The organism is Brachybacterium huguangmaarense (assembly GCF_025725725.1).
In the GTDB taxonomy this organism is placed as follows: domain Bacteria; phylum Actinomycetota; class Actinomycetes; order Actinomycetales; family Dermabacteraceae; genus Brachybacterium; species Brachybacterium huguangmaarense.
This window is the reverse complement of the sequence record NZ_CP107020.1, coordinates 3,162,206-3,178,828: the sequence shown is the minus strand read 5'-3', so window position 1 is coordinate 3,178,828 and position 16,623 is coordinate 3,162,206. Positions and strand designations below refer to the sequence as shown.

At 73.8% G+C, this 16,623-nt stretch carries 20 protein-coding genes and 1 pseudogene; 9 read left to right on the top strand and 12 right to left on the bottom strand.

Annotation, left to right across the window (positions count from 1 at the left end; genetic code table 11):
• Positions 1-9 precede the first annotated feature (9 nt).
• The 5 genes from BRM3_RS14645 to BRM3_RS14625 all read left to right on the top strand — a co-directional run bounded on the left by BRM3_RS14645 (position 10) and on the right by BRM3_RS14625 (position 5,195).
• On the top strand, positions 10-2,565 hold the full coding sequence (locus tag BRM3_RS14645) for an FAD/NAD(P)-binding protein (RefSeq protein ID WP_263594031.1): 2,556 nt from the start codon (positions 10-12) through the stop codon (positions 2,563-2,565).
• Positions 2,566-2,583: 18 nt separating this feature from the next.
• Positions 2,584-3,729 (top strand): succinyl-diaminopimelate desuccinylase, encoded by a 1,146-nt coding sequence (gene dapE, locus BRM3_RS14640; protein ID WP_263594030.1) that lies wholly within the window; start codon positions 2,584-2,586, stop codon positions 3,727-3,729.
• A 59-nt stretch (positions 3,730-3,788) separates the two neighbouring features.
• Positions 3,789-4,598 carry an LOG family protein gene (locus BRM3_RS14635; RefSeq protein WP_263594029.1) on the top strand — a complete coding sequence of 270 codons (810 nt, stop codon included), beginning with the start codon at positions 3,789-3,791 and terminating at the stop codon, positions 4,596-4,598.
• Positions 4,595-4,912, top strand: coding sequence for a hypothetical protein (locus BRM3_RS14630; protein WP_263594028.1), 318 nt, complete (start codon positions 4,595-4,597; stop codon positions 4,910-4,912). The genes BRM3_RS14635 and BRM3_RS14630 overlap by 4 nt, the downstream gene beginning before the upstream one ends.
• A gap of 112 nt (positions 4,913-5,024) precedes the next feature.
• Positions 5,025-5,195, top strand: a complete 171-nt coding sequence (locus BRM3_RS14625; protein WP_263594027.1) for a DUF3117 domain-containing protein — start codon at positions 5,025-5,027, stop codon at positions 5,193-5,195.
• Between the two features lie 66 nt (positions 5,196-5,261).
• Here the strand turns inward: BRM3_RS14625 and BRM3_RS14620 are convergent, their stop codons facing one another.
• Complete coding sequence (locus BRM3_RS14620) at positions 5,262-5,912, bottom strand: O-methyltransferase (RefSeq protein WP_263594026.1); 651 nt, start codon at positions 5,910-5,912, stop codon at positions 5,262-5,264.
• Positions 5,913-6,201: 289 nt separating this feature from the next.
• On the opposite strand from BRM3_RS14620, the gene BRM3_RS14615 reads away from it, so the two are divergent.
• Positions 6,202-6,636 (top strand): twin-arginine translocase TatA/TatE family subunit, encoded by a 435-nt coding sequence (locus BRM3_RS14615; protein ID WP_263594025.1) that lies wholly within the window; start codon positions 6,202-6,204, stop codon positions 6,634-6,636.
• Here the strand turns inward: BRM3_RS14615 and BRM3_RS14610 are convergent, their stop codons facing one another.
• The 4 genes from BRM3_RS14610 to BRM3_RS14595 form a co-directional block, all read right to left on the bottom strand.
• Entirely contained in the window at positions 6,637-7,755 is a 1,119-nt protein-coding gene (locus tag BRM3_RS14610; RefSeq protein ID WP_263594024.1) for an Mrp/NBP35 family ATP-binding protein, read from the bottom strand. It lies immediately after the preceding gene.
• Positions 7,756-7,761: 6 nt separating this feature from the next.
• Complete coding sequence (locus BRM3_RS14605; protein WP_263594023.1) at positions 7,762-8,454, bottom strand: DUF1003 domain-containing protein; 693 nt, start codon at positions 8,452-8,454, stop codon at positions 7,762-7,764.
• A 3-nt stretch (positions 8,455-8,457) separates the two neighbouring features.
• Positions 8,458-9,777 carry a magnesium transporter MgtE N-terminal domain-containing protein gene (locus BRM3_RS14600; protein WP_263594022.1) on the bottom strand — a complete coding sequence of 440 codons (1,320 nt, stop codon included), beginning with the start codon at positions 9,775-9,777 and terminating at the stop codon, positions 8,458-8,460.
• Between the two features lie 103 nt (positions 9,778-9,880).
• A complete protein-coding gene (locus BRM3_RS14595) occupies positions 9,881-11,467 on the bottom strand; it encodes an aminopeptidase P family protein (protein ID WP_263594021.1) in 1,587 nt (528 codons plus the stop codon).
• Positions 11,468-11,549: 82 nt separating this feature from the next.
• Between BRM3_RS14595 and BRM3_RS14590 the strand changes: the two genes are divergently transcribed.
• Genes BRM3_RS14590 through BRM3_RS14580 form a run of 3 tightly spaced genes read left to right on the top strand, consistent with a single transcriptional unit; the run spans position 11,550 to position 13,916 of the window.
• The gene (locus BRM3_RS14590; protein ID WP_263594020.1) at positions 11,550-12,422 is read left to right on the top strand and encodes a PHP domain-containing protein; all 873 of its coding nucleotides are present in this window, start codon (positions 11,550-11,552) and stop codon (positions 12,420-12,422) included.
• A gap of 46 nt (positions 12,423-12,468) precedes the next feature.
• On the top strand, positions 12,469-13,098 hold the full coding sequence (locus tag BRM3_RS14585) for a MarC family protein (RefSeq protein ID WP_263594019.1): 630 nt from the start codon (positions 12,469-12,471) through the stop codon (positions 13,096-13,098).
• Positions 13,095-13,916 carry a Type 1 glutamine amidotransferase-like domain-containing protein gene (locus BRM3_RS14580; protein WP_263594018.1) on the top strand — a complete coding sequence of 274 codons (822 nt, stop codon included), beginning with the start codon at positions 13,095-13,097 and terminating at the stop codon, positions 13,914-13,916. The genes BRM3_RS14585 and BRM3_RS14580 overlap by 4 nt, the downstream gene beginning before the upstream one ends.
• Positions 13,917-14,343: 427 nt before the next feature.
• On the opposite strand, the gene BRM3_RS14575 is transcribed toward BRM3_RS14580, so the two are convergent.
• The 7 genes and pseudogenes from BRM3_RS14575 to rpmB form a co-directional block, all read right to left on the bottom strand.
• Positions 14,344-15,081 carry a GTP-binding protein gene (locus BRM3_RS14575; RefSeq protein WP_263594017.1) on the bottom strand — a complete coding sequence of 246 codons (738 nt, stop codon included), beginning with the start codon at positions 15,079-15,081 and terminating at the stop codon, positions 14,344-14,346.
• A gap of 62 nt (positions 15,082-15,143) precedes the next feature.
• A pseudogene (locus tag BRM3_RS15180) lies at positions 15,144-15,311 on the bottom strand (GTP-binding protein); the annotation flags it as partial.
• A 62-nt stretch (positions 15,312-15,373) separates the two neighbouring features.
• Entirely contained in the window at positions 15,374-15,499 is a 126-nt protein-coding gene (ykgO, locus tag BRM3_RS14570) for a type B 50S ribosomal protein L36 (protein ID WP_263594016.1), read from the bottom strand.
• Entirely contained in the window at positions 15,496-15,750 is a 255-nt protein-coding gene (locus tag BRM3_RS14565) for a type B 50S ribosomal protein L31 (protein ID WP_263594015.1), read from the bottom strand. The genes ykgO and BRM3_RS14565 overlap by 4 nt, the downstream gene beginning before the upstream one ends.
• A 21-nt stretch (positions 15,751-15,771) precedes the next feature.
• Entirely contained in the window at positions 15,772-16,077 is a 306-nt protein-coding gene (gene rpsN / locus BRM3_RS14560; protein WP_263594014.1) for a 30S ribosomal protein S14, read from the bottom strand.
• A 1-nt stretch (position 16,078) separates the two neighbouring features.
• On the bottom strand, positions 16,079-16,246 hold the full coding sequence (gene rpmG, locus BRM3_RS14555; RefSeq protein WP_263594013.1) for a 50S ribosomal protein L33: 168 nt from the start codon (positions 16,244-16,246) through the stop codon (positions 16,079-16,081).
• Positions 16,247-16,304: 58 nt separating this feature from the next.
• Entirely contained in the window at positions 16,305-16,541 is a 237-nt protein-coding gene (gene rpmB, locus BRM3_RS14550) for a 50S ribosomal protein L28 (protein ID WP_263594012.1), read from the bottom strand.
• Positions 16,542-16,623: the final 82 nt, after the last annotated feature.

The window sequence follows — 16,623 nt, the reverse complement described above, 5'->3', positions numbered from 1 at the left end:
ACTGGGGGGATGAACGACGATCGCCCCCTTCCCGCCGTGCCCGCCTCCCCGTCGCCGCTCCGCCGGGTCGCGGTCGTGGGAGCGGGACCCCGCGGCATCGCGATCACCGAGCGTCTGAGCGCCGCGGCGGGCACCGACGCCTGGCAGGGCGGCCTCGAGCTGCACCTCGTCGATCCCGACGTCGGCCGCGGGGGAGCGGTCTGGCGCGCCGACCAGAGCCCCGTGCTGCTCATGAACACGGCCACCTGCCAGACCACGATGTACCCGGACCCCTCGTGCACGCCGTGCCTGCCCGTGGGGCATCGGCGGACTCTCGCCGACTTCCTCTCCACCGAGGGCTACGCGCCCGCCGACATCGCCCCGCGTGCCGCCCACGGCCGCTACCTGACGGCCGTGCTCGACCAGGCCGAGCGCGATGCCGCCGCGAGCGGAGGCCGCCTCACGATCATCCGGCACGCCGTGACCGCCGTCGACGTCACGGGCGCCCCCGACGGCCCGCAGACCGTGCATCTGGCCTCGGGCGAGAGCATCGACGTGGACGCCGTGGCGCTCGCGCTCGGGCACCTCGCCACCGGGCCCTCCCCGCGCTCGCACCGCGCGGCCGACCTCGCCGCGCGCCACGGTCTCGTGCACCTGCCCTCGGCCAACCCCCTCGAGGTCGACTACGCCGCCCTGCTCGGGCGCGAGCGGGTCGCGGTGCAGGGCATGGGGCTGAACTTCTACGACGCGATCGGCATGCTGACCGAGGTCGCGGGCGGGCGCTTCGACGACGACCCCTCGGCGCCGTCTGGCCTGCGCTACGTCGCCGGAGGCCGCGAGCCGCAGCTCGTCGTCGGCTCCCGCACCGGCATGGTGTACCGCCCCAAGCCCGACCTGCGCCCCGCCATGCCCGCCGTCTACGAGCCGCGCGTGCTCACGGACGCCGTCGTCGACGAGCTCGCGCGCCGTCCCGGCGGTCTCGAGCACGAGCGCGACACCCTGCCGCTGCTCGTCGCGGAGCTCTCGGACGCCCTGGGGCGGGCGGGCTTCACCGCGCTGACCGACGAGGCGGCGATCATGCGGCTGCTGTTCCCGCTCGGACGCAAGTCCGTCGCGATCGACGACGCCCACCGCCGCACCCGCGCGATCCTGCGCGAGGCCGTCGCCGCCGCGGGCGATCCGGACCCCGCCTGGGTGCTCGTGTTCGAGGTGCTCACCGCGCTGCGGATCCGGATCAACGCCCTCGCCGACCGCGGCGCCTTCACGACCGGCAGCTACACGCGCGACATCGACGGCTTCCTCAAGAACGCGTTCGCCTCGTGGGCCTCCGGGCCGCCGCTGCTGCGCGCGCGGCAGGCGCTCGCCCTCGAGGAGGCCGGGCTGCTGGTCTTCACCGGCCCCGGCTTCGCCCTCGGCTTCGACGAGTCCGCCCGGCGCTTCACGGTGCACGCGGGGGAGGGGCCCACCTACCGCTGCGACGCCGTGCTCGAGGCGCACCTGCCCGGCGTCGACCTCGAGCGCTACACGAGCCCGCTCATCCGGGCATGGCGTGCGCGGGGCGAGGTCGAGCCGGCCATCCTGCCCTCCGCCCACGGCGACGAGCCGCTCGTCACCGGCAGCATCGACGTGACGAGCGACGGGACCCTGATCGGCGCCGACCGCACCCGCTACCCGCGGCGCCTGCTGGTCGGGGTGCCGGTCTCCGCCGCCCAGCCGGGCAGCGCCATCACCGCCGAGCCCGGCACCTCGCCGCAGCTGCTGCGCTACGCCGAGCACACCGCGATCGCCCTGGCCCGGCACGCCGGAGCCCTCGACGCCGACGCCCTGCCCTCCCCGGAGACGGCGGCGTCCCGTGCGCTCGCCGCCGCCGCGGCCCGTGGCGGGGCGGACGCCGCGCCGGGCACCGCGGTGCCCGAGGACGCCGAGGCCGAGGACGTGCCGTGGGCGATGCAGATCGTCGTGCTGCGCGACAAGAAGGACCTCGCCGCCGATGTCGACGTCGCCGCGGCCGCCGCCCGCGCCGTCGTCGGCCTGCTGGACGACGAGCGCGCGGCGCCCGGCGGCCCCTGGCACGACGCCGTGACCCGGTGGACCCGTCACGGCAGGATCCGCAAGCTCGTGCGGCGTGCCGACGGCAAGCGCTGGAGCGACGTCCAGGAGCTCCCCGGCCTCACCGCGACGATCGAGGCCGACCGCCTGATCGCCGGCCCGGCCGCTGCCCGCGCCTTCCCGCCCGCCCCTGTGCGGCCGCTGCCGCACGCCCTCGACAAGCTGCAGGTGGGCGGCACGACCTTCGAGCGGGCCGAGGAGGGCCGCTGCCGCGACGCCCTCGTGACGATCGAGGTCAGCCCCCTGATCGAGATCACGAGCGGCAAGCTCGTCGCCCAGGTCGCGCACGCCGCCCAGCGCGCCTTCGATCTCGTGCCCGCCGCGGTGCGCGACGCCTGGCGGGCCCAGGGCTTCGCGGTCCGTGTGACCCGCCCCGATGCCGCCACCTGGGCCGAGGGCGGGCGCCCGGTGTCCATCACCGATGCCGGGTTCACGGAGCTCGACGGCCCCACGGAGACCACGCGCGCCCGCTGGTGACGGTGGCACGATGGGGGCGTGACCGACACTCCCCGCCCCGCGTCCCCCGTCCGCCCCGTGCTCGACCCGCTCGCCGACATCGTGGATCTGACCGCCGCGATCGTCGACATCGAGTCCGTGTCGGGCCATGAGCGGGCGCTCGCCGACGCCGTCGAGGACGCCCTGCGTGCCCACGCCCCCCACCTGACGGTGGTGCGCGACGGCGACACCGTGATCGCCCGGACCGCGCTCGGCAGGGTCCAGCGCGCGATCCTCGCGGGCCACCTCGACACCGTGCCCGTCGCCGACAACCTGCCGTCGAGCCGACGCGTGCGCGACGGCGTCGAGGAGCTCGTCGGGCGCGGCACGTGCGACATGAAGGGCGGGGTCGCCGTGCTGCTGCAGCTCGCCGTGTTGGCGACGGCGCCGCCCGTGGATCTGACCTGGATCTTCTACGACCACGAGGAGGTGGCCGCGGCCGACAACTCCCTCACCCGCATCGCGCGCGAGCACCCCGAGCACCTCGCCGGCGACTTCGCGATCCTCGGCGAGCCCACCTCCGCGGGCGTCGAGGGCGGCTGCAAGGGCACCATGAAGCTCGAGGTGACGGCGCGGGGCGTGGCCGCGCACTCGGCACGCGACTGGGTGGGCGACAACGCGATCCACCGCCTCGCCCCGGTGCTGCAGCGCCTTGCCGACTACGAGGGGCGTCGTGCCGTGATCGACGGCCTGGAGTACCGCGAGTGCCTCAACGCGGTGCTCGCCGACGGCGGCGTGGCCGGCAACGTCATCCCCGACCGCGCCCACCTCACCCTGAACTACCGCTTCGCCCCGGACACGAGCCCGGAGCAGGCCGAGGCGCACGTGCGCGAGCTGCTGGCCGGTCTCGACCTGGAGATCGAGGTGTCCGACGCCGCCGCGGGCGCCCTGCCCGGCCTGGACTCCGCCCCGGCGCGCGCCTTCCTCGCCGCCCTCGGCGACGACGTGCGCGTCGACGCCAAGCAGGGATGGACCGACGTGGCCCGCTTCAGCGCCCTCGGCGTGCCCGCCGTGAACTTCGGCCCGGGCGATCCGCTGTTGGCCCACACCGACGACGAGCACGTGCCCGTCGCCGACCTCCGCGCCGCCCTGGCCGCGCTCGCGAGCTGGCTCGAGGTGGACCTGCCGTCGGCCGAACGCCCCTGAGCCGGGCGCGACGAGCCCGCGCCCAGGCACGACGCGCCGTGCGCGATAGTCTCGGCGCCATGAGCACAGCCCACGACGCCGAGCGCCCCGTGCCCGCCCCTCGCCTCCGCCCCGCGGAGGGCCCCGGGCTGCACGCCGTCGACGAGGAGGAGCGCGACTACCGCCGAGGGCCCGTGCGTCTGCGCGGCTCCCAGCGCCCGACCCGCACGACGGACCAGCGCCTGCTCGAGAGCGACGGACCGGCCGACTGGCTGCACGCCGATCCGTGGCGCGTGCTGCGCATCCAGGCGGAGTTCGTCGAGGGGTTCGGGGCGCTCGCCGAGCTCGGCCCCGCGATCTCGATCTTCGGTTCCGCCCGCACCGCGCGCGAGGACCCCAACTACGCCCGCGCCGAGGAGATCGGCGGGCGCCTCGCCGAGCTCGGCTTCGCCGTCATCACCGGCGGCGGGCCCGGCATCATGGAGGCCGGCAACAAGGGCGCCAAGGAGGCCGGCGGCGTCTCGGTCGGCCTCGGGATCGAGCTGCCCTTCGAGCAGGGCATGAACGAATGGGTCGACCTCGGTGTCGACTTCCGCTACTTCTTCGCCCGCAAGACCGTGTTCGTGAAGTACTCGAGCGGCTTCGTCGTGATGCCCGGCGGCTTCGGCACCTTCGACGAGATGTTCGAGGCGCTGTGCCTGATCCAGACCCACAAGATCACGAAGTTCCCGCTGATCCTCGTGGACTCGGGCTACTGGCGCGGCCTGCTCGACTGGATCCGCACGACGGTCGCCGACTACGGCACGATCTCCCCGGGCGACCTCGACCTGATCCAGGTGGTCGACACGGCCGACGAGGTCATCGACGTGATCCGGGCCGCGCGCGCATGACCTCGGTGGGCCCGGGCGTCGTCGTCCTGCTGCTGCTCGCGGTCGCGGTGGGCGTCGTGATGGTGCTCGGCGCCGTCGGCCGCGTGCCCATGTCGATGGAGCCGCCGCCCAGCCCCTGGTGGGTGCTGCGCCGGCGCCGGCGCGAGGCCCGCGAGCGCGAGCAGGCCGACGCCGGGACGGCCCCGGAGGACACCGCCGACGCGCCGCCGCCCGCGACCGAGGACGGTCCCGACGAACCGGACGAGTCGGGCGATGACGAGGACGCGCGGGCCGGCGCGGAGGGCGCGACCGCGCGCGACAATCCCGTCGTGTGACGAAGCACTCCCAGAACCTGAGATACTAGAGGCGACCGACTCGTCGAGCGGGAGCGTGCCGGGACCCGGCGCGGGCCCCGCCGACGCACCATCCGATTCAGGAGGCAGGCCGATGGCCGCAATGAAGCCACGTACGGGAGACGGGCCCCTCGAGGTCGTCGAGGAGGGCCGCAGCATCATCATGCGTGTGCCGCTCGAGGGCGGCGGCCGTCTGGTCGTCGAGATCACGGCCGACGAGGCCGCGGAGCTGCGCGAGGCGCTCGGCGGCGTCATCAAGGACTGACGCTCCTCACCGAGGACGACGGGGGCCGATTGAGCTGATGCTCGGTCGGCCCCCGTCGTCGTACGGTCAGCGGCGGACGGCCGCGAGCACCCCGTCGCCGCTCGGGACCAGCGCCGCGCGCAGCGCCGCGGAGTCCTGGACGGCGTGCAGCACGGCACGCACCTGGGCGGTCGCGGAGTCGCGCGCGGTCGGATCGGCCACCCGGTCGTGGAACAGGGCGTTGGTGATCACGAGCACGCCGCCCGGGCGCAGGAGCCGCTCGGCGTGCTCGAGCAGGTCGAGGGCGTGGGGCGTCTCGGCGGGGAAGCAGACGAGGTCGTAGGCGTGGTCCGTCAGGCGGCCGACCACCTCGCGCGGGGAACCGGCGATCGTGCGGGCCCGCGCCGAGCGGATGCCGGCCTCCGTGAAGGACTCGCGGGCGGCACGCTGGTTCTCGACCTCGGGGTCGATCGTCGTCAGCACACCCGCCTCGTTCATGCCCGACAGCAGGTAGAGCGAGCCGATGCCGGCGCCGGTGCCGATCTCGACGGCCGAGCGGGCGTCGACGGCCGCCGCGAGCAGGCGCAGCATCTGGCCGGCCCCCGGCAGCACGGGCGGCGCGCCGAGCTCGCTCGCCCGCTCCCGGGCGCGGTCGATCACCGACTCGTCGGGGAACAGGGACGACTCCGGCACGAACTCCTCGCAGAACGCCCAGCTGGCGACCTTTCCAGACGGCATGAGCTCCGAGACCTCCCGGGACGGGGCGCGCGCGGCGCCAGGGGCGGATCCGCCGTGCAGGAGAGCGGATGCGCGAGGACGTGGCCGGGCCGACCGTGGGTCGTGACCGTGCCGTGACCAGGGTACGTCAGGCGGGACGGGAGACCGCCATCGGCACCGGCGGGCGGGCTGCGGGCCGCGGCGGCGACGGCCGGCGGGCCGCCGCCCGCCCGCCGCGATCCTCCGACCATCCTCCCGGTCTGCTCTGCCATAATGGCGGCCGTCGTCAAGGACAAGGTCAGGTGTCGCGGTGGGTTCGGGCTCGTTTTTCGGGATCGGTGGCTGGGAGTTCATCATCCTGCTGCTGGTCTTCGTCCTCATCGTCGGACCGCAGCGCCTGCCCGAGTACACGCGCAACATCGTGCGCATGGTCCGCCGTGCCCGCCAGTGGGTCGACGAGTCCCGCGAGAGCGTCGAGAACGAGATGGGGATCGCGGTCGACGACCTCAAGAAGTACGACCCCCGTCAGTACGACCCGCGGCGCATCATCCGCGACGCGTGGGGCGACACCTCGCCGATCGACGATCTCGTCAAGGACACCTCGGCCCTCGTGGGCTCGAGCGCGGCGGGCGTCGCCGCCGTCGGCGAGGCCGCCAAGGGCTCCGGCTCCCGGAGCTCCTCGGCCTCGACGGACGTCGCGGACGCCCGGTCCGGACGCGCCCCCTTCGACGACGAGGCGACCTGATCAGCGCACGCTGAGCGAGAGCTTCCGGCCCGCCAGGCCGCGCGGACGGTGCCCGAGCTCGCGCGCGATGCGGCGCAGCTCCTGGGCGGCCGTCGAGGCCGGGTCCGACACCACGACCGGGGAGCCGGTGTCGGCGCCCTCCCGCAGCCGCACGTCGAGCGGGATCTGACCGAGCACGGGCACCGGATGGCGCACGTGGCCCGCCATCGCGGCGGCCACGTGCCGACCGCCCCCGGATCCGAAGACCTCCATGCGCGAGCCGTCGGGCAGGTCCATCCAGCTCATGTTCTCCACGACGCCCACGACGTCCTGCTCGACCGCCTCGGCGAGGGAGCCGACGCGCTCGGCCACGGTCGCGGCCGAGGACTGGGGGGTCGTGACCACGAGCATCTCGGCACGCGGCAGCAGCTGGGCCACGGAGATCGCGACGTCCCCGGTGCCGGGCGGCAGGTCCAGCAGCAGCACGTCGAGGTCGCCCCAGTAGACGTCGGAGGCGAACTGCTCGATCGCGCGGTGCATCTTGGGCCCGCGCCACACGACCGCCTGGCCCGGCGGCACGAACATGCCGATGCTCATGACCTTGACCCCGTGGCCCTCGGGCGGCATGAGCAGGTCGCCGACCTTGGTGGGCTTGTCGGTGATGCCGAACATGCCCGTCATGGAGAAGCCGTGGATGTCCGCGTCGAGCACGCCGACGCGCAGGCCGTCGAGCGCCATCGCGGCCGCGAGGTTCGCGGTGACCGACGACTTGCCCACGCCGCCCTTGCCGGAGGAGACCGCGATGACGCGCGTGAGCGAGCCGGGGTCGTTGAAGGGGATGGCGCGGCGGTTCTCGCGCAGGCGCCGGGTGAGGTCGCGGCGCTGCTCCTCGCTCATGGCGGCCGTGTCCACCTGCACCTCGGTCAGGCCCGGGACCGTCGCCGCGGCCTCGGCGGTGTCCTGCTCGATGCGGCCGCGCATGGGGCAGCCCTCGATGGTCAGCAGCACGCGGATGCGGGCGACGCCCTCGGCGTCGACGGTCACGGAGTCGACCATGCCCAGGTCGGTGATGGGCTGGTGGATCTCCGGGTCGATCACGCGGCCCAGCGCCTCGGTGATCTGCTCGACGAGATCTGCCATCTGTCGTCAGCTCCTCGCATCCATGGTGGGGTCGGTGGGGGAGGCCGGCAGGGCGCCGACGCGTGCGGCGTCCCGCTCGGCGAGCACGGAGGCGAGCTCCTCGTGCAGCATCCGGCGCAGGTCCTCGCGCTCCGGCAGCGGCGCGGGGCGCTCGAGCACGCTCCCGGCCTCGTCGACGGCCTCGCCGCGCGTCTCCTCGAGCTCCTCGAGCAGGTCGCGCAGCTCGCCGCGCACGAAGTCGCGGGTGGCCATGTCGTTGAGCGCGAGGCGCAGCGAGGCGATCTCGCGGGTGATGAAGTCGGTCGTGGCGTGGTTGCGGTCGTTGGACTGGCGGTCCTGCTCGGCCTGCACGCGGTCGCGATCGGCCTGGCGGTTGTCCGACAGTAGCAGCAGGGGCGCGGCGTAGGACGCCTGGAGCGACAGGATCAAGGTGAGCAGCGTGAAGTTGAGGGCGCGCGGGTCGAACTGGACGCTCTCGGGCATGACGGAGTTCCAGATCAGCCACACGGCGCAGAAGATCGTCATCCCCACCAGGAACAGCGGGGTCCCCATGAAACGGGCGAACGCCTCGGCGCCGCGCCCGAAGGCGTCACCGCTGATGGGGTTCCTGATCACCTTGCGGCGACGGGGTGCCGGATCGTCGAGGGTGGAGCTCGGCTTGGGATCGCGTCGGCGGCTCGCCTTCGTGTTCTCGGCCATCTGTCACCCCTTCTGATCGCTGGTCTTCATCTGGCGGGCGATCTCCGAGAGATCGATCTGTCCCGTCACGGTCGTCGGCTCGTCCTGCTCGCGCCAGTCCTCGGGGAGCATGTGGTCGAGCACGTCGTCCACGGTCACGGCCCCGAGCAATCGGCCCTCGTCGTCGCACACGGGGATCGAGACCAGGTTGTAGGTCGCCATCTCGCGCGTCACCTCGGAGAGCATCGCGCCCGGGCCGACGACATGGCGGTCCGAGTCGACGATCTCGCCCACGGGACGGTCGGGCCGCTCGCGCAGCAGGTGCTGGAAGTGCACGATGCCGAGCATCCGGCCCGTCGGCGTCTCGAGCGGCGACCGGCACACGTGCACGGTCGAGGCGTGCGCGGGGGACAGCTCCTCGCGGCTGATCATGGCCAGACAGTGCGCCACGGGCGTCTCCGGGGACACCACGAGCGGCTCGGTCGTCATCATGCCGCCCGCGGTGTACTCGTCGTACGCCATCAGGCGCCGCACGTCCTCGGCCTCCTCGGGCTCCATGAGCCCCAGCAGCTGCTGGGCCACGCCCTCGGGCAGCTCCTGGACGAGGTCCGCGGCGTCGTCGGGGTCCATGACCTCGAGCACGTCGGCGGCGCGGGAGGCCTCGAGGTTCGTGACCACCTCGACGCGCGTGTCCTCGGGCAGCTCCTCGAGCACGTCGGCGAGACGGTCGTCCGAGAGCTCGCCCGCGAGCTCGACGCGGCGTTTGGCGTCGATCTCCTGGAAGATGTCGCCGAGATCGGCGGCGTTGAGATCCTCGTACGAGGCCAGCAGGAGCGCGGCCGACTGCTCGGCCTGCGTGCCGAACAGGCCCGTGACCTCGGACGGGGAGACGGTCAGGGACTCGCCGCGCCCGGACACGAGCTTGGACAGGGAGCCGCCCCGCTTGCGGCGGCGCACGTGGAGCTTGGCGATCTCCCAGTCCCCGTGGCGGTTCTGGTCGAGGCCCACGTCCTCGACGGTCGCCTCGCCGGAGCCGTCGACGAGCGTGACGACGCGGTCCAGCAGGTCGCCGATCACGAGCTGCTCGGCGCTGCGCTTCTCGAAGCGGCGCACGTTGAGCACGCCGGACATGATGACCTGGCCCAGCGAGATCGAGGTGACGCGCGTGACGGGCAGGAACACGCGCTTCTTGCCGGGGACCTCGACGACGAAGCCGACGGCGCGGGCGCCCCGGGCGCCCGGGAGCACGACCACGTCGCGCACCCGGCCCACGGGCTCGCGGACCGGGTCGAAGACGGTGGTCCCGACCAGGCGCGCGGCATAGAAGCGGTTCGTTGCACTCACGCCTTCCAGGGTAGTGCGCACGCCGGCCACGTCATCGGCTGGGAGCGCACATGTGCCCGACGCCCCACGGGGCGCCGGGCACGGACCGGGCGGTCGAGGAGCGTCAGCGCAGGGACGCCATCCAGGCCTCGACGTCCTCGGCGGTGCGCGGCAGGGCGCGCGAGAGGTTCTCGACGCCGTCGGCGGTGACGAGCACGTCGTCCTCGATGCGCACGGCGATGCCGCGCACCTCCTCGGGCACGAGCGTGTCGGTCGCCTGGAAGTAGAGCCCCGGCTCGATCGTGAAGACCATGCCGGGCACGAGCTCGGCGTCGAGGTACATCTCGCGGCGGGCCTTCGCGCAGTCGTGCACGTCCATGCCGAGATGGTGGCTCGTGCCGTGGACCATCCAGCGGCGGTGGAACTGGCCCTCGGGCGCGAGGGACTCGGCGGCCGTCCCGGGCAGCAGCCCGAGCTCCTCGAGGGTCGCGGCGATGACCTCCATCGCGGCCGCGTGGACGTCGCGGAACAGGGCGCCGGGCCGCGCCGCGGCGAAGGCGGCGTCGGAGGCGGCGAGCACCGCGTCGTACACGCGGCGCTGCGCGGTCGAGAAGCGCCCCGACACCGGGAGCGTGCGCGTGATGTCGGCCGTGTAGAGGGAGTCGATCTCGACGCCCGCGTCGATCAGCACGAGATCCTGCTCCCGGACCGGTCCGTCGTTGCGGATCCAGTGCAGGGTGCCGGCGTGGTGGCCGCTCGCGGCGATCGTCTCGTAGCCCACGGCGTTGCCCTCGCGCCGGGCGACGGCGTTGAAGGTGCCCTCGATGACGCGCTCGCCGCGCTCGTGCGCGACCGCCTCGGGGAGGTGGCGCACGACGTCCTCGAAGCCGCGGATGGTCGCGGCGACCGCCTCGCGCATCTGCGCGACCTCGAAGCCGTCCTTGACGAGGCGCTGCTCGGAGGCGACCTCGGCGAAGCGGTCGGCCTCGCGCGTCGCGCCGTCGCCGCCGGGCAGGCCGTTCTGATCGCGGATCTCGGCGACGAGCGCCTCGACGGACGCGTCGACGCCCGGCATGGCGACGAGGGAGAGCTGATCGCCGACGTCCTTGGCGAGGGCGTCGCGCAGCTCGTCGATGTGGCGCGTGGGGATGCCGATCCGGGTCGCGGTCTCCTCGAGCGTGGGACGGCGGCCCACCCACAGCTCGCCGTAGGTGGCGTCGGCGTAGAACTCGGTCGAGTCGAAGCCCGCGCGGGGCCGGAAGAAGTACGTCGCCTCGGCGCGCGCGGGATCGTCGGCGGAGGGCTCGACGACGAGCACGCTGTCGGGCTCCTCGTCGGTGCCCAGCCCGCTGTAGTAGGCGTAGGCCGTGTCGGGCCGGAAGGGATAGTCGGTGTCGTTGCTGCGGGCCTTGAGCACGCCCGCGGGCAGCACGAGGCGGGTCGCGGGCACCGCTCGCACGAGGGCGTCGCGGCGGGCCGGCGTGAAGTCCGCGACCTCGCGGCGCTCGGGCGGCGGGACGGTGTCGTCCCAGCCGGAGCCGATGAACGCGCGGAAGGCGGCGTTGGTGGGGCGCTGCGAGCGCGAGTCGCCGCGGGCCGCGAGCTCCTCCGGCGTGGGGCCCTCGGCGGGACGGCTCGTGCCGCCGGGCGCCGCGGCGTCGGCGGGCGTGTTCTCGGTGCTGGTCTGCGGGGTGTTCTCGTTCTCGCTCACCCTCGGATCGTTTCACATCCGTCGTGGGAGGCGGGACGCTCGGACCGGCTCGCGGCGGAGGCGCCCGACGTACCCTGGCCCCATGCGCCCCGGGCCCGACGATCGCATCGATCTGCACACGCACACGACCTTCTCGGACGGCACGTGCGGGGTCGACGAGCTCGTCCGGCGGGCCCGCGAGGCGGGGCTCGACGCGATCGGCCTGACCGACCACGACACGATCGCCGGGTGGGCCGAGGCGCCCGAGGCCGTGCGCTGCCACGGGGTGGCCGTCGTCCCCGGCATCGAGGTCTCGACCGAGTACGGGCACTCGAGCGTGCACGTGCTCGCGCTCCTGCCCGACCCGTCGCCCGACACCGCCCTGGCCCACGAGATCCTGCGGGCACGCGACTCGCGGCGCACTCGCGCCCGGGCGATGGTCGAGAGGCTGTCGGCCGACTTCCCGGTCACGTGGGAGCTCGTCGCCGAGCAGGTGGCGGGGGAGGCCACGACGGTGGGGCGCCCCCACATCGCCGACGCCCTCGTCGCGGCGGGCGTCGTCGCCGACCGCCACGAGGCGTTCGCGAGCATGCTCGCCCCCAGCTCCCCCTACTACGTGGGCCACTACGCGCCCTCGCCCGAGGTCGCGGTCGCCGCCATCCGGGACAGCGGCGGCGTGGCCGTCGCGGCGCACCCGGCCTCCGGGAGCCGCGGCGCGGCCGTGCCGATGGAGCTGCTCGAGTCGATGGCCGCGGCGGGCCTCGCCGGCGTCGAGGTCGACCACCGCGAGCACGGCGAGTCCGAGCGCCGCCGCCTGGCCGCCTTCGCGCGCGCTCACGGGCTCCTGACCACCGGGGGCAGCGACTACCATGGCCGCGGCAAACCCAACCGGCTCGGAGAGAACCTCACGTCGCCGGCAGTCCTGGAGGCGATGATCTCGCTCTCCTCGAGCGGAACCGAGGTCCTCTGGCCGTGAAGAAGGTCGTGCACACCCCCGCGTCGGCGCCGCGCGAGGCGGTGCGATGAGCGTGGTCGATCTGCGCTTCCTCCTCGAGGTGTTCGTGACGCTGTTCGTCATCGTCGACCCGCCCGGCACGATCCCGATCTTCATGGCGCTCACGAACACGATGACGGGCCGTCAGCGCTCACGGGCCGCGCTCGTCGCGACCGGGGTCGGCATGCTCGTGATCGTCGGCTTCGCCGTGTTCGGCCAGTTCATCCTCACCTACATGCACATCACCCTGCCCGCCCTGCAGTTCGCAGGCGGCCTGCTCCTGCTGCTCATCGCGCTCCAGCTGCTGACCGGCAAGGAGGGCGAGATGGGCGCGTCCGAGGGCGTCAACGTGGCCCTCGTGCCGCTCGGCACGCCGCTCCTGGGCGGCCCCGGCGCGATCGTCGCGGTGATGCTGTTCGTGCACCGCTCGGAGGCCGAGCTGTCGCGCGTGAGCGGCATCGCCCTCGCGCTGCTCGGCATCGCGCTCATGATGTACGTGTTCATGCGGTTCTCCGGCATCATCGCCCGCGTCCTGCGCGACAGCGGGGTCACCCTCGTCACCCGGATCTCGGGCGTGCTGCTGAGCGCGATCAGCGTGCAGATGATCTTCGACGCCGTGCGGTCCTTCCTCGTCGGCTGGGGGCTGGTGGCGCCGTGAGCCCCGCCCGGGCTGCCGTGGGGGAGACCCCGCACGGTGCGCCGCAGGGCACCCTCGTGACCCTGGGAGGGGGCGGCTTCTCGATGTCCGAGGACGGCTCCTCGGACATCGACGACCTGCTGCTCGAGCTCACCGGCGCCGAGCGTCCCCGCGTGTGCTTCCTCCCCACCGCGAGCGAGGACGACCCCGGGTACAGCGGCCGGTTCGAGGCGGCCTTCCGCGGCCGCGCCCGCACGCAGGTGCTGAGCCTGCTGGGCCGTGTGCCCGGCGCTCAGCGTGATCCTCGCTGCCTGCTCGACCAGGATCTGATCTACGTGGGCGGGGGCTCGACGGTCGAGCTGCTCGCCCAGTGGCGCCGCCACGGTCTGCCCGCGATCCTGGCGCACGCCGCCGCCGAGGGCGTCGTGCTCGCGGGCATCAGCGCGGGCATGAACTGCTGGTTCGCGGCGTGCTCGACCGACTCGTACGGACCGCTCGCCCCCTTGCACGACGGGCTCGGCGTGCTGCCCGGCGCAGCCTGTCCGCACTACCACGGCGAGCCCGACCGGCGGCCGCTGCTCCTGCGCTGGATCACCGAGGGCCGGATGGGCCGGACGTGGGCGGTCGACGACGGCGCCGCCCTCGTGTGGCGCGACGGCGAGCTCGTCGACGCGGTCGCCGAGGGGTCCGGCGCCCGGGCCTGGCTCGTCGAACGGGGGCCGGCGTCCGGCGTCGAGGGGATCCGGCGCGACGGCGCGGCCGGGGATGACGAACGGGCGGCGAGCGGCCTGCCCGCCGTCGCGGTCGAGAGGGAGCTGCCGGTGCGCCTCCTGCGATGACGCACCGGGCCGAGGTCGGGCTTCAGGGGACGTGAGGGGGCTGTGCACGCGGTGCCGGGAGCCCGGCCGGGGCCCTGGATGTCCGTGCGAGTCCCTGGAGCGGGGTGGACAGGAGGCGGATGCGAGGTGGGCGGTCGCGGACGGGACGCTGGTGATGCGCTGTGGCGATATAGCCAGTGCACATCACCAGCGTCCCGTCCGCGACACCGACGCCCGGTGCACCGGCCGGACGGGGCCGCCCCGAGCACGGGGTGGCGTCATGTCGGCACTCCCTGGCTCGACGGCGATCCGGCCGATGGCGGCCCCGGCTCGATGGCGAGCCCGGCTCGATGGCGAGCCCGGCTCGATGGCGAGCCCGGTTCGACGGAGGCCGGCCTATGGCGGCCCGGCCGACGGAGGTCGGGGCCAGGGCGGCGCGCCGCGCCGGTCAGACGGGCATGCTGAGACGGCGGTAGCGGACCAGGCGGCGCATGCCCGCGGCGACCGGGCCGTCCGGGGGTGCGACGGCGGCCTCGAGGCGTGCGCGGACCTCCTCGGTCCGCAGCTCCATGCCGATCGCGACGAGCGCGTCGGGGCCGCCCCCGATGTCCGACGGCGCGACATGGATGTGGCGTCCGGCGAGATGGGCGTCGTAGTGGCGGTAGCTGCGCGAGGTCTCGACCGCGAAACGCCCCTTGATGCGGACCACGCCGGCGGGAGGATCCTCGAGCAGGTCGAGCACGCGACCGGGATCCACCGGACCGGCCGCGGCGACCGTCACCGCCGTCGCATGGTGGTGGAGGTGCTCGGCGCGGGCCTCCCGTGCGAGCGCCGCTAGGGGGAGCTGGTCGGGCGGGTCCTCGCTGCTCGCGACGTCGAGCACGAGGTCGGGGTCGAGCTCGCCGTGTGCGGCGGTCACGATCGGCACCGTGTCGTGGTGGGCGCGGACGGCCGCGGAGATCCTCTCGAGCGCCCCGGCCCGTTCGGCCTCCGGCAGCGCCTCGAGCTTGGTGACGACCACGAGCGAGGCGGCGGCGAACCGCACGGGCGGCCGTCGCACCTGTCCGGGCGGCGCGGCCGCGGCGAGCGGTCCTGTCGCGTCGACCACGTCGAGCAACGCCCCGAAGCGCACGCGGGACGAGGCCGCCAGACGCAGCAGACGATGCACCGCGAGCGGCTCGGCCATGCGCTGGCCTCGACCAGGATCGCGTCGAGGCGCAGCCGCGGGTCGCCCAGCCGGTCGAGGGCGTCGTCGAGGCCCCCGGCGTCGGGCAGGCAGCACAGGCAGCCCCCGGCGATCGAGGCCGGCTCGTCGACCTGTCCCGTGACCATGGCGGCGTCGAGGTTGATCTCCCCGAAGTCGTTGACCACCACGCCCAGCCGGGCCCCCGGCGCCCGCAGCAGCGAGTTGAGCACGGTGGTCTTGCCGGCGCCGAGCGGTCCCGTCAGGGCGATCACGGGGACCTGACGGGCCGGTCTCACCCCTTCTGGCGGCCGTTCCAGCGCGGGTTCTTCTTGTTGATGACGTAGACGCGTCCGCGACGGCGGACGACCTGGGCTCCCGGCTTGCGGGCGAGGGAGCGCAGGGAGGCACGGACCTTCATCGCGTGGTCCCCTTTCCATAGCGGCGGCGGAACCGCTCGACGCGGCCCTCGGTGTCCACGACCCGCGCGCTGCCCGTGTAGAACGGGTGCGAGGCCGAGGAGATCTCGACGTCGATCACCGGGTACTCCTTGCCGTCCTCCCACGTCTCGCGGACCTCGGAGGTCCGCGTCGACCGCGTGAGGAAGCTGAACCCCGCCGAGCGGTCGCGGAAGATCACCGGCTCGTAGGCCGGGTGGATCCCTTTCTTCACTGCGTGCTCCTTCCTGGCTTCTCACCAGCTGGACTTCGTGATGCCGGGCAGCTCGCCCCGGTGCGCCATCTCGCGGAAGCGGACGCGCGAGAGCCCGAAGGTGCGCAGGTGGGCGCGCGGGCGCCCGTCGACGACGTCGCGGTTGCGCAGCCGGGTGGGGCTCGCGTCGCGGGGGAGGGCCTGCAGCGCCCGCTGGGCGCTCTCCCGGTCCTCGGGTGCGGTGCGCGGGTTCTTGATGAGCGCCTTGAGCTCGGCGCGCCGCTCGGCGTAGCGGGCCACCGTGCGACGGCGTTCGAGGTCCTTGGCGATCTTGCTGGTCTTGGCCATCTCAGCGCTCCTCGCGGAACTCGACGTGGCGGCGCAGCACCGGGTCGTACTTGCGCATGCGCAGGCGGTCCGGGGAGTTGCGCCGGTTCTTGGTGGTGACGTAGGTGGTGCCGGTGCCCTCCGTGGAGCGCAGCTTGATGATGGGGCGGATGTCGCTCTTCTTGGCCATGGTGGTGCGGGGTGCCTTCTCTCGTGGGTGATGCGACCGGATCTCGGTGTCGCGCCGCTCAGAACTTCTCGCCGCGTCGTCGCATGTCGGCGACGACCGCCTCGATCCCCCGGGCGTCGATGACCTTGATGCCGCGCGCCGAGACCGTGAGCGTGACCCTCCGGCCCAGCGACGGCACGTCGTAGGTCTTCTTCTGCAGGTTGGGGTTGAAGCGGCGCGAGGTGCGCCGATGCGAGTGCGAGACGCGCTTGCCGAACTGCGGGCGAGCGCCGGTGACTTGACAGTGTGCGGACATGACGGCTGATACTAGGAAATGAAAATCGTTCCCGTCAAGCTGGCCGGGCTGCCGGACAGCGAGCAGGGAGCCGGAGCGCGCA

Excerpts from the sequence above, each read along its gene's own strand:
- BRM3_RS14625 (WP_263594027.1), top strand. The coding sequence starts at position 5,025 with ATGGCCGCAATGAAGCCACGTACGGGAGACGGGCCCCTCGAGGTCGTC.
- BRM3_RS14645 (WP_263594031.1), top strand. The coding sequence starts at position 10 with ATGAACGACGATCGCCCCCTTCCCGCCGTGCCCGCCTCCCCGTCGCCG.
- BRM3_RS14630 (WP_263594028.1), top strand. The coding sequence starts at position 4,595 with ATGACCTCGGTGGGCCCGGGCGTCGTCGTCCTGCTGCTGCTCGCGGTC.
- BRM3_RS14605 (WP_263594023.1), bottom strand. The coding sequence starts at position 8,454 with ATGGCCGAGAACACGAAGGCGAGCCGCCGACGCGATCCCAAGCCGAGC.
- rpmB (WP_263594012.1), bottom strand. The coding sequence starts at position 16,541 with ATGTCCGCACACTGTCAAGTCACCGGCGCTCGCCCGCAGTTCGGCAAG.
- rpsN (WP_263594014.1), bottom strand. The coding sequence starts at position 16,077 with ATGGCCAAGACCAGCAAGATCGCCAAGGACCTCGAACGCCGTCGCACG.
- ykgO (WP_263594016.1), bottom strand. The coding sequence starts at position 15,499 with ATGAAGGTCCGTGCCTCCCTGCGCTCCCTCGCCCGCAAGCCGGGAGCC.
- BRM3_RS14610 (WP_263594024.1), bottom strand. The coding sequence starts at position 7,755 with ATGGCAGATCTCGTCGAGCAGATCACCGAGGCGCTGGGCCGCGTGATC.
- BRM3_RS14575 (WP_263594017.1), bottom strand. The coding sequence starts at position 15,081 with ATGGCCGAGCCGCTCGCGGTGCATCGTCTGCTGCGTCTGGCGGCCTCG.
- BRM3_RS14590 (WP_263594020.1), top strand. The coding sequence starts at position 11,550 with ATGCGCCCCGGGCCCGACGATCGCATCGATCTGCACACGCACACGACC.
- BRM3_RS14620 (WP_263594026.1), bottom strand. The coding sequence starts at position 5,912 with ATGCCGTCTGGAAAGGTCGCCAGCTGGGCGTTCTGCGAGGAGTTCGTG.
- rpmG (WP_263594013.1), bottom strand. The coding sequence starts at position 16,246 with ATGGCCAAGAAGAGCGACATCCGCCCCATCATCAAGCTGCGCTCCACG.
- BRM3_RS14635 (WP_263594029.1), top strand. The coding sequence starts at position 3,789 with ATGAGCACAGCCCACGACGCCGAGCGCCCCGTGCCCGCCCCTCGCCTC.
- BRM3_RS14585 (WP_263594019.1), top strand. The coding sequence starts at position 12,469 with ATGAGCGTGGTCGATCTGCGCTTCCTCCTCGAGGTGTTCGTGACGCTG.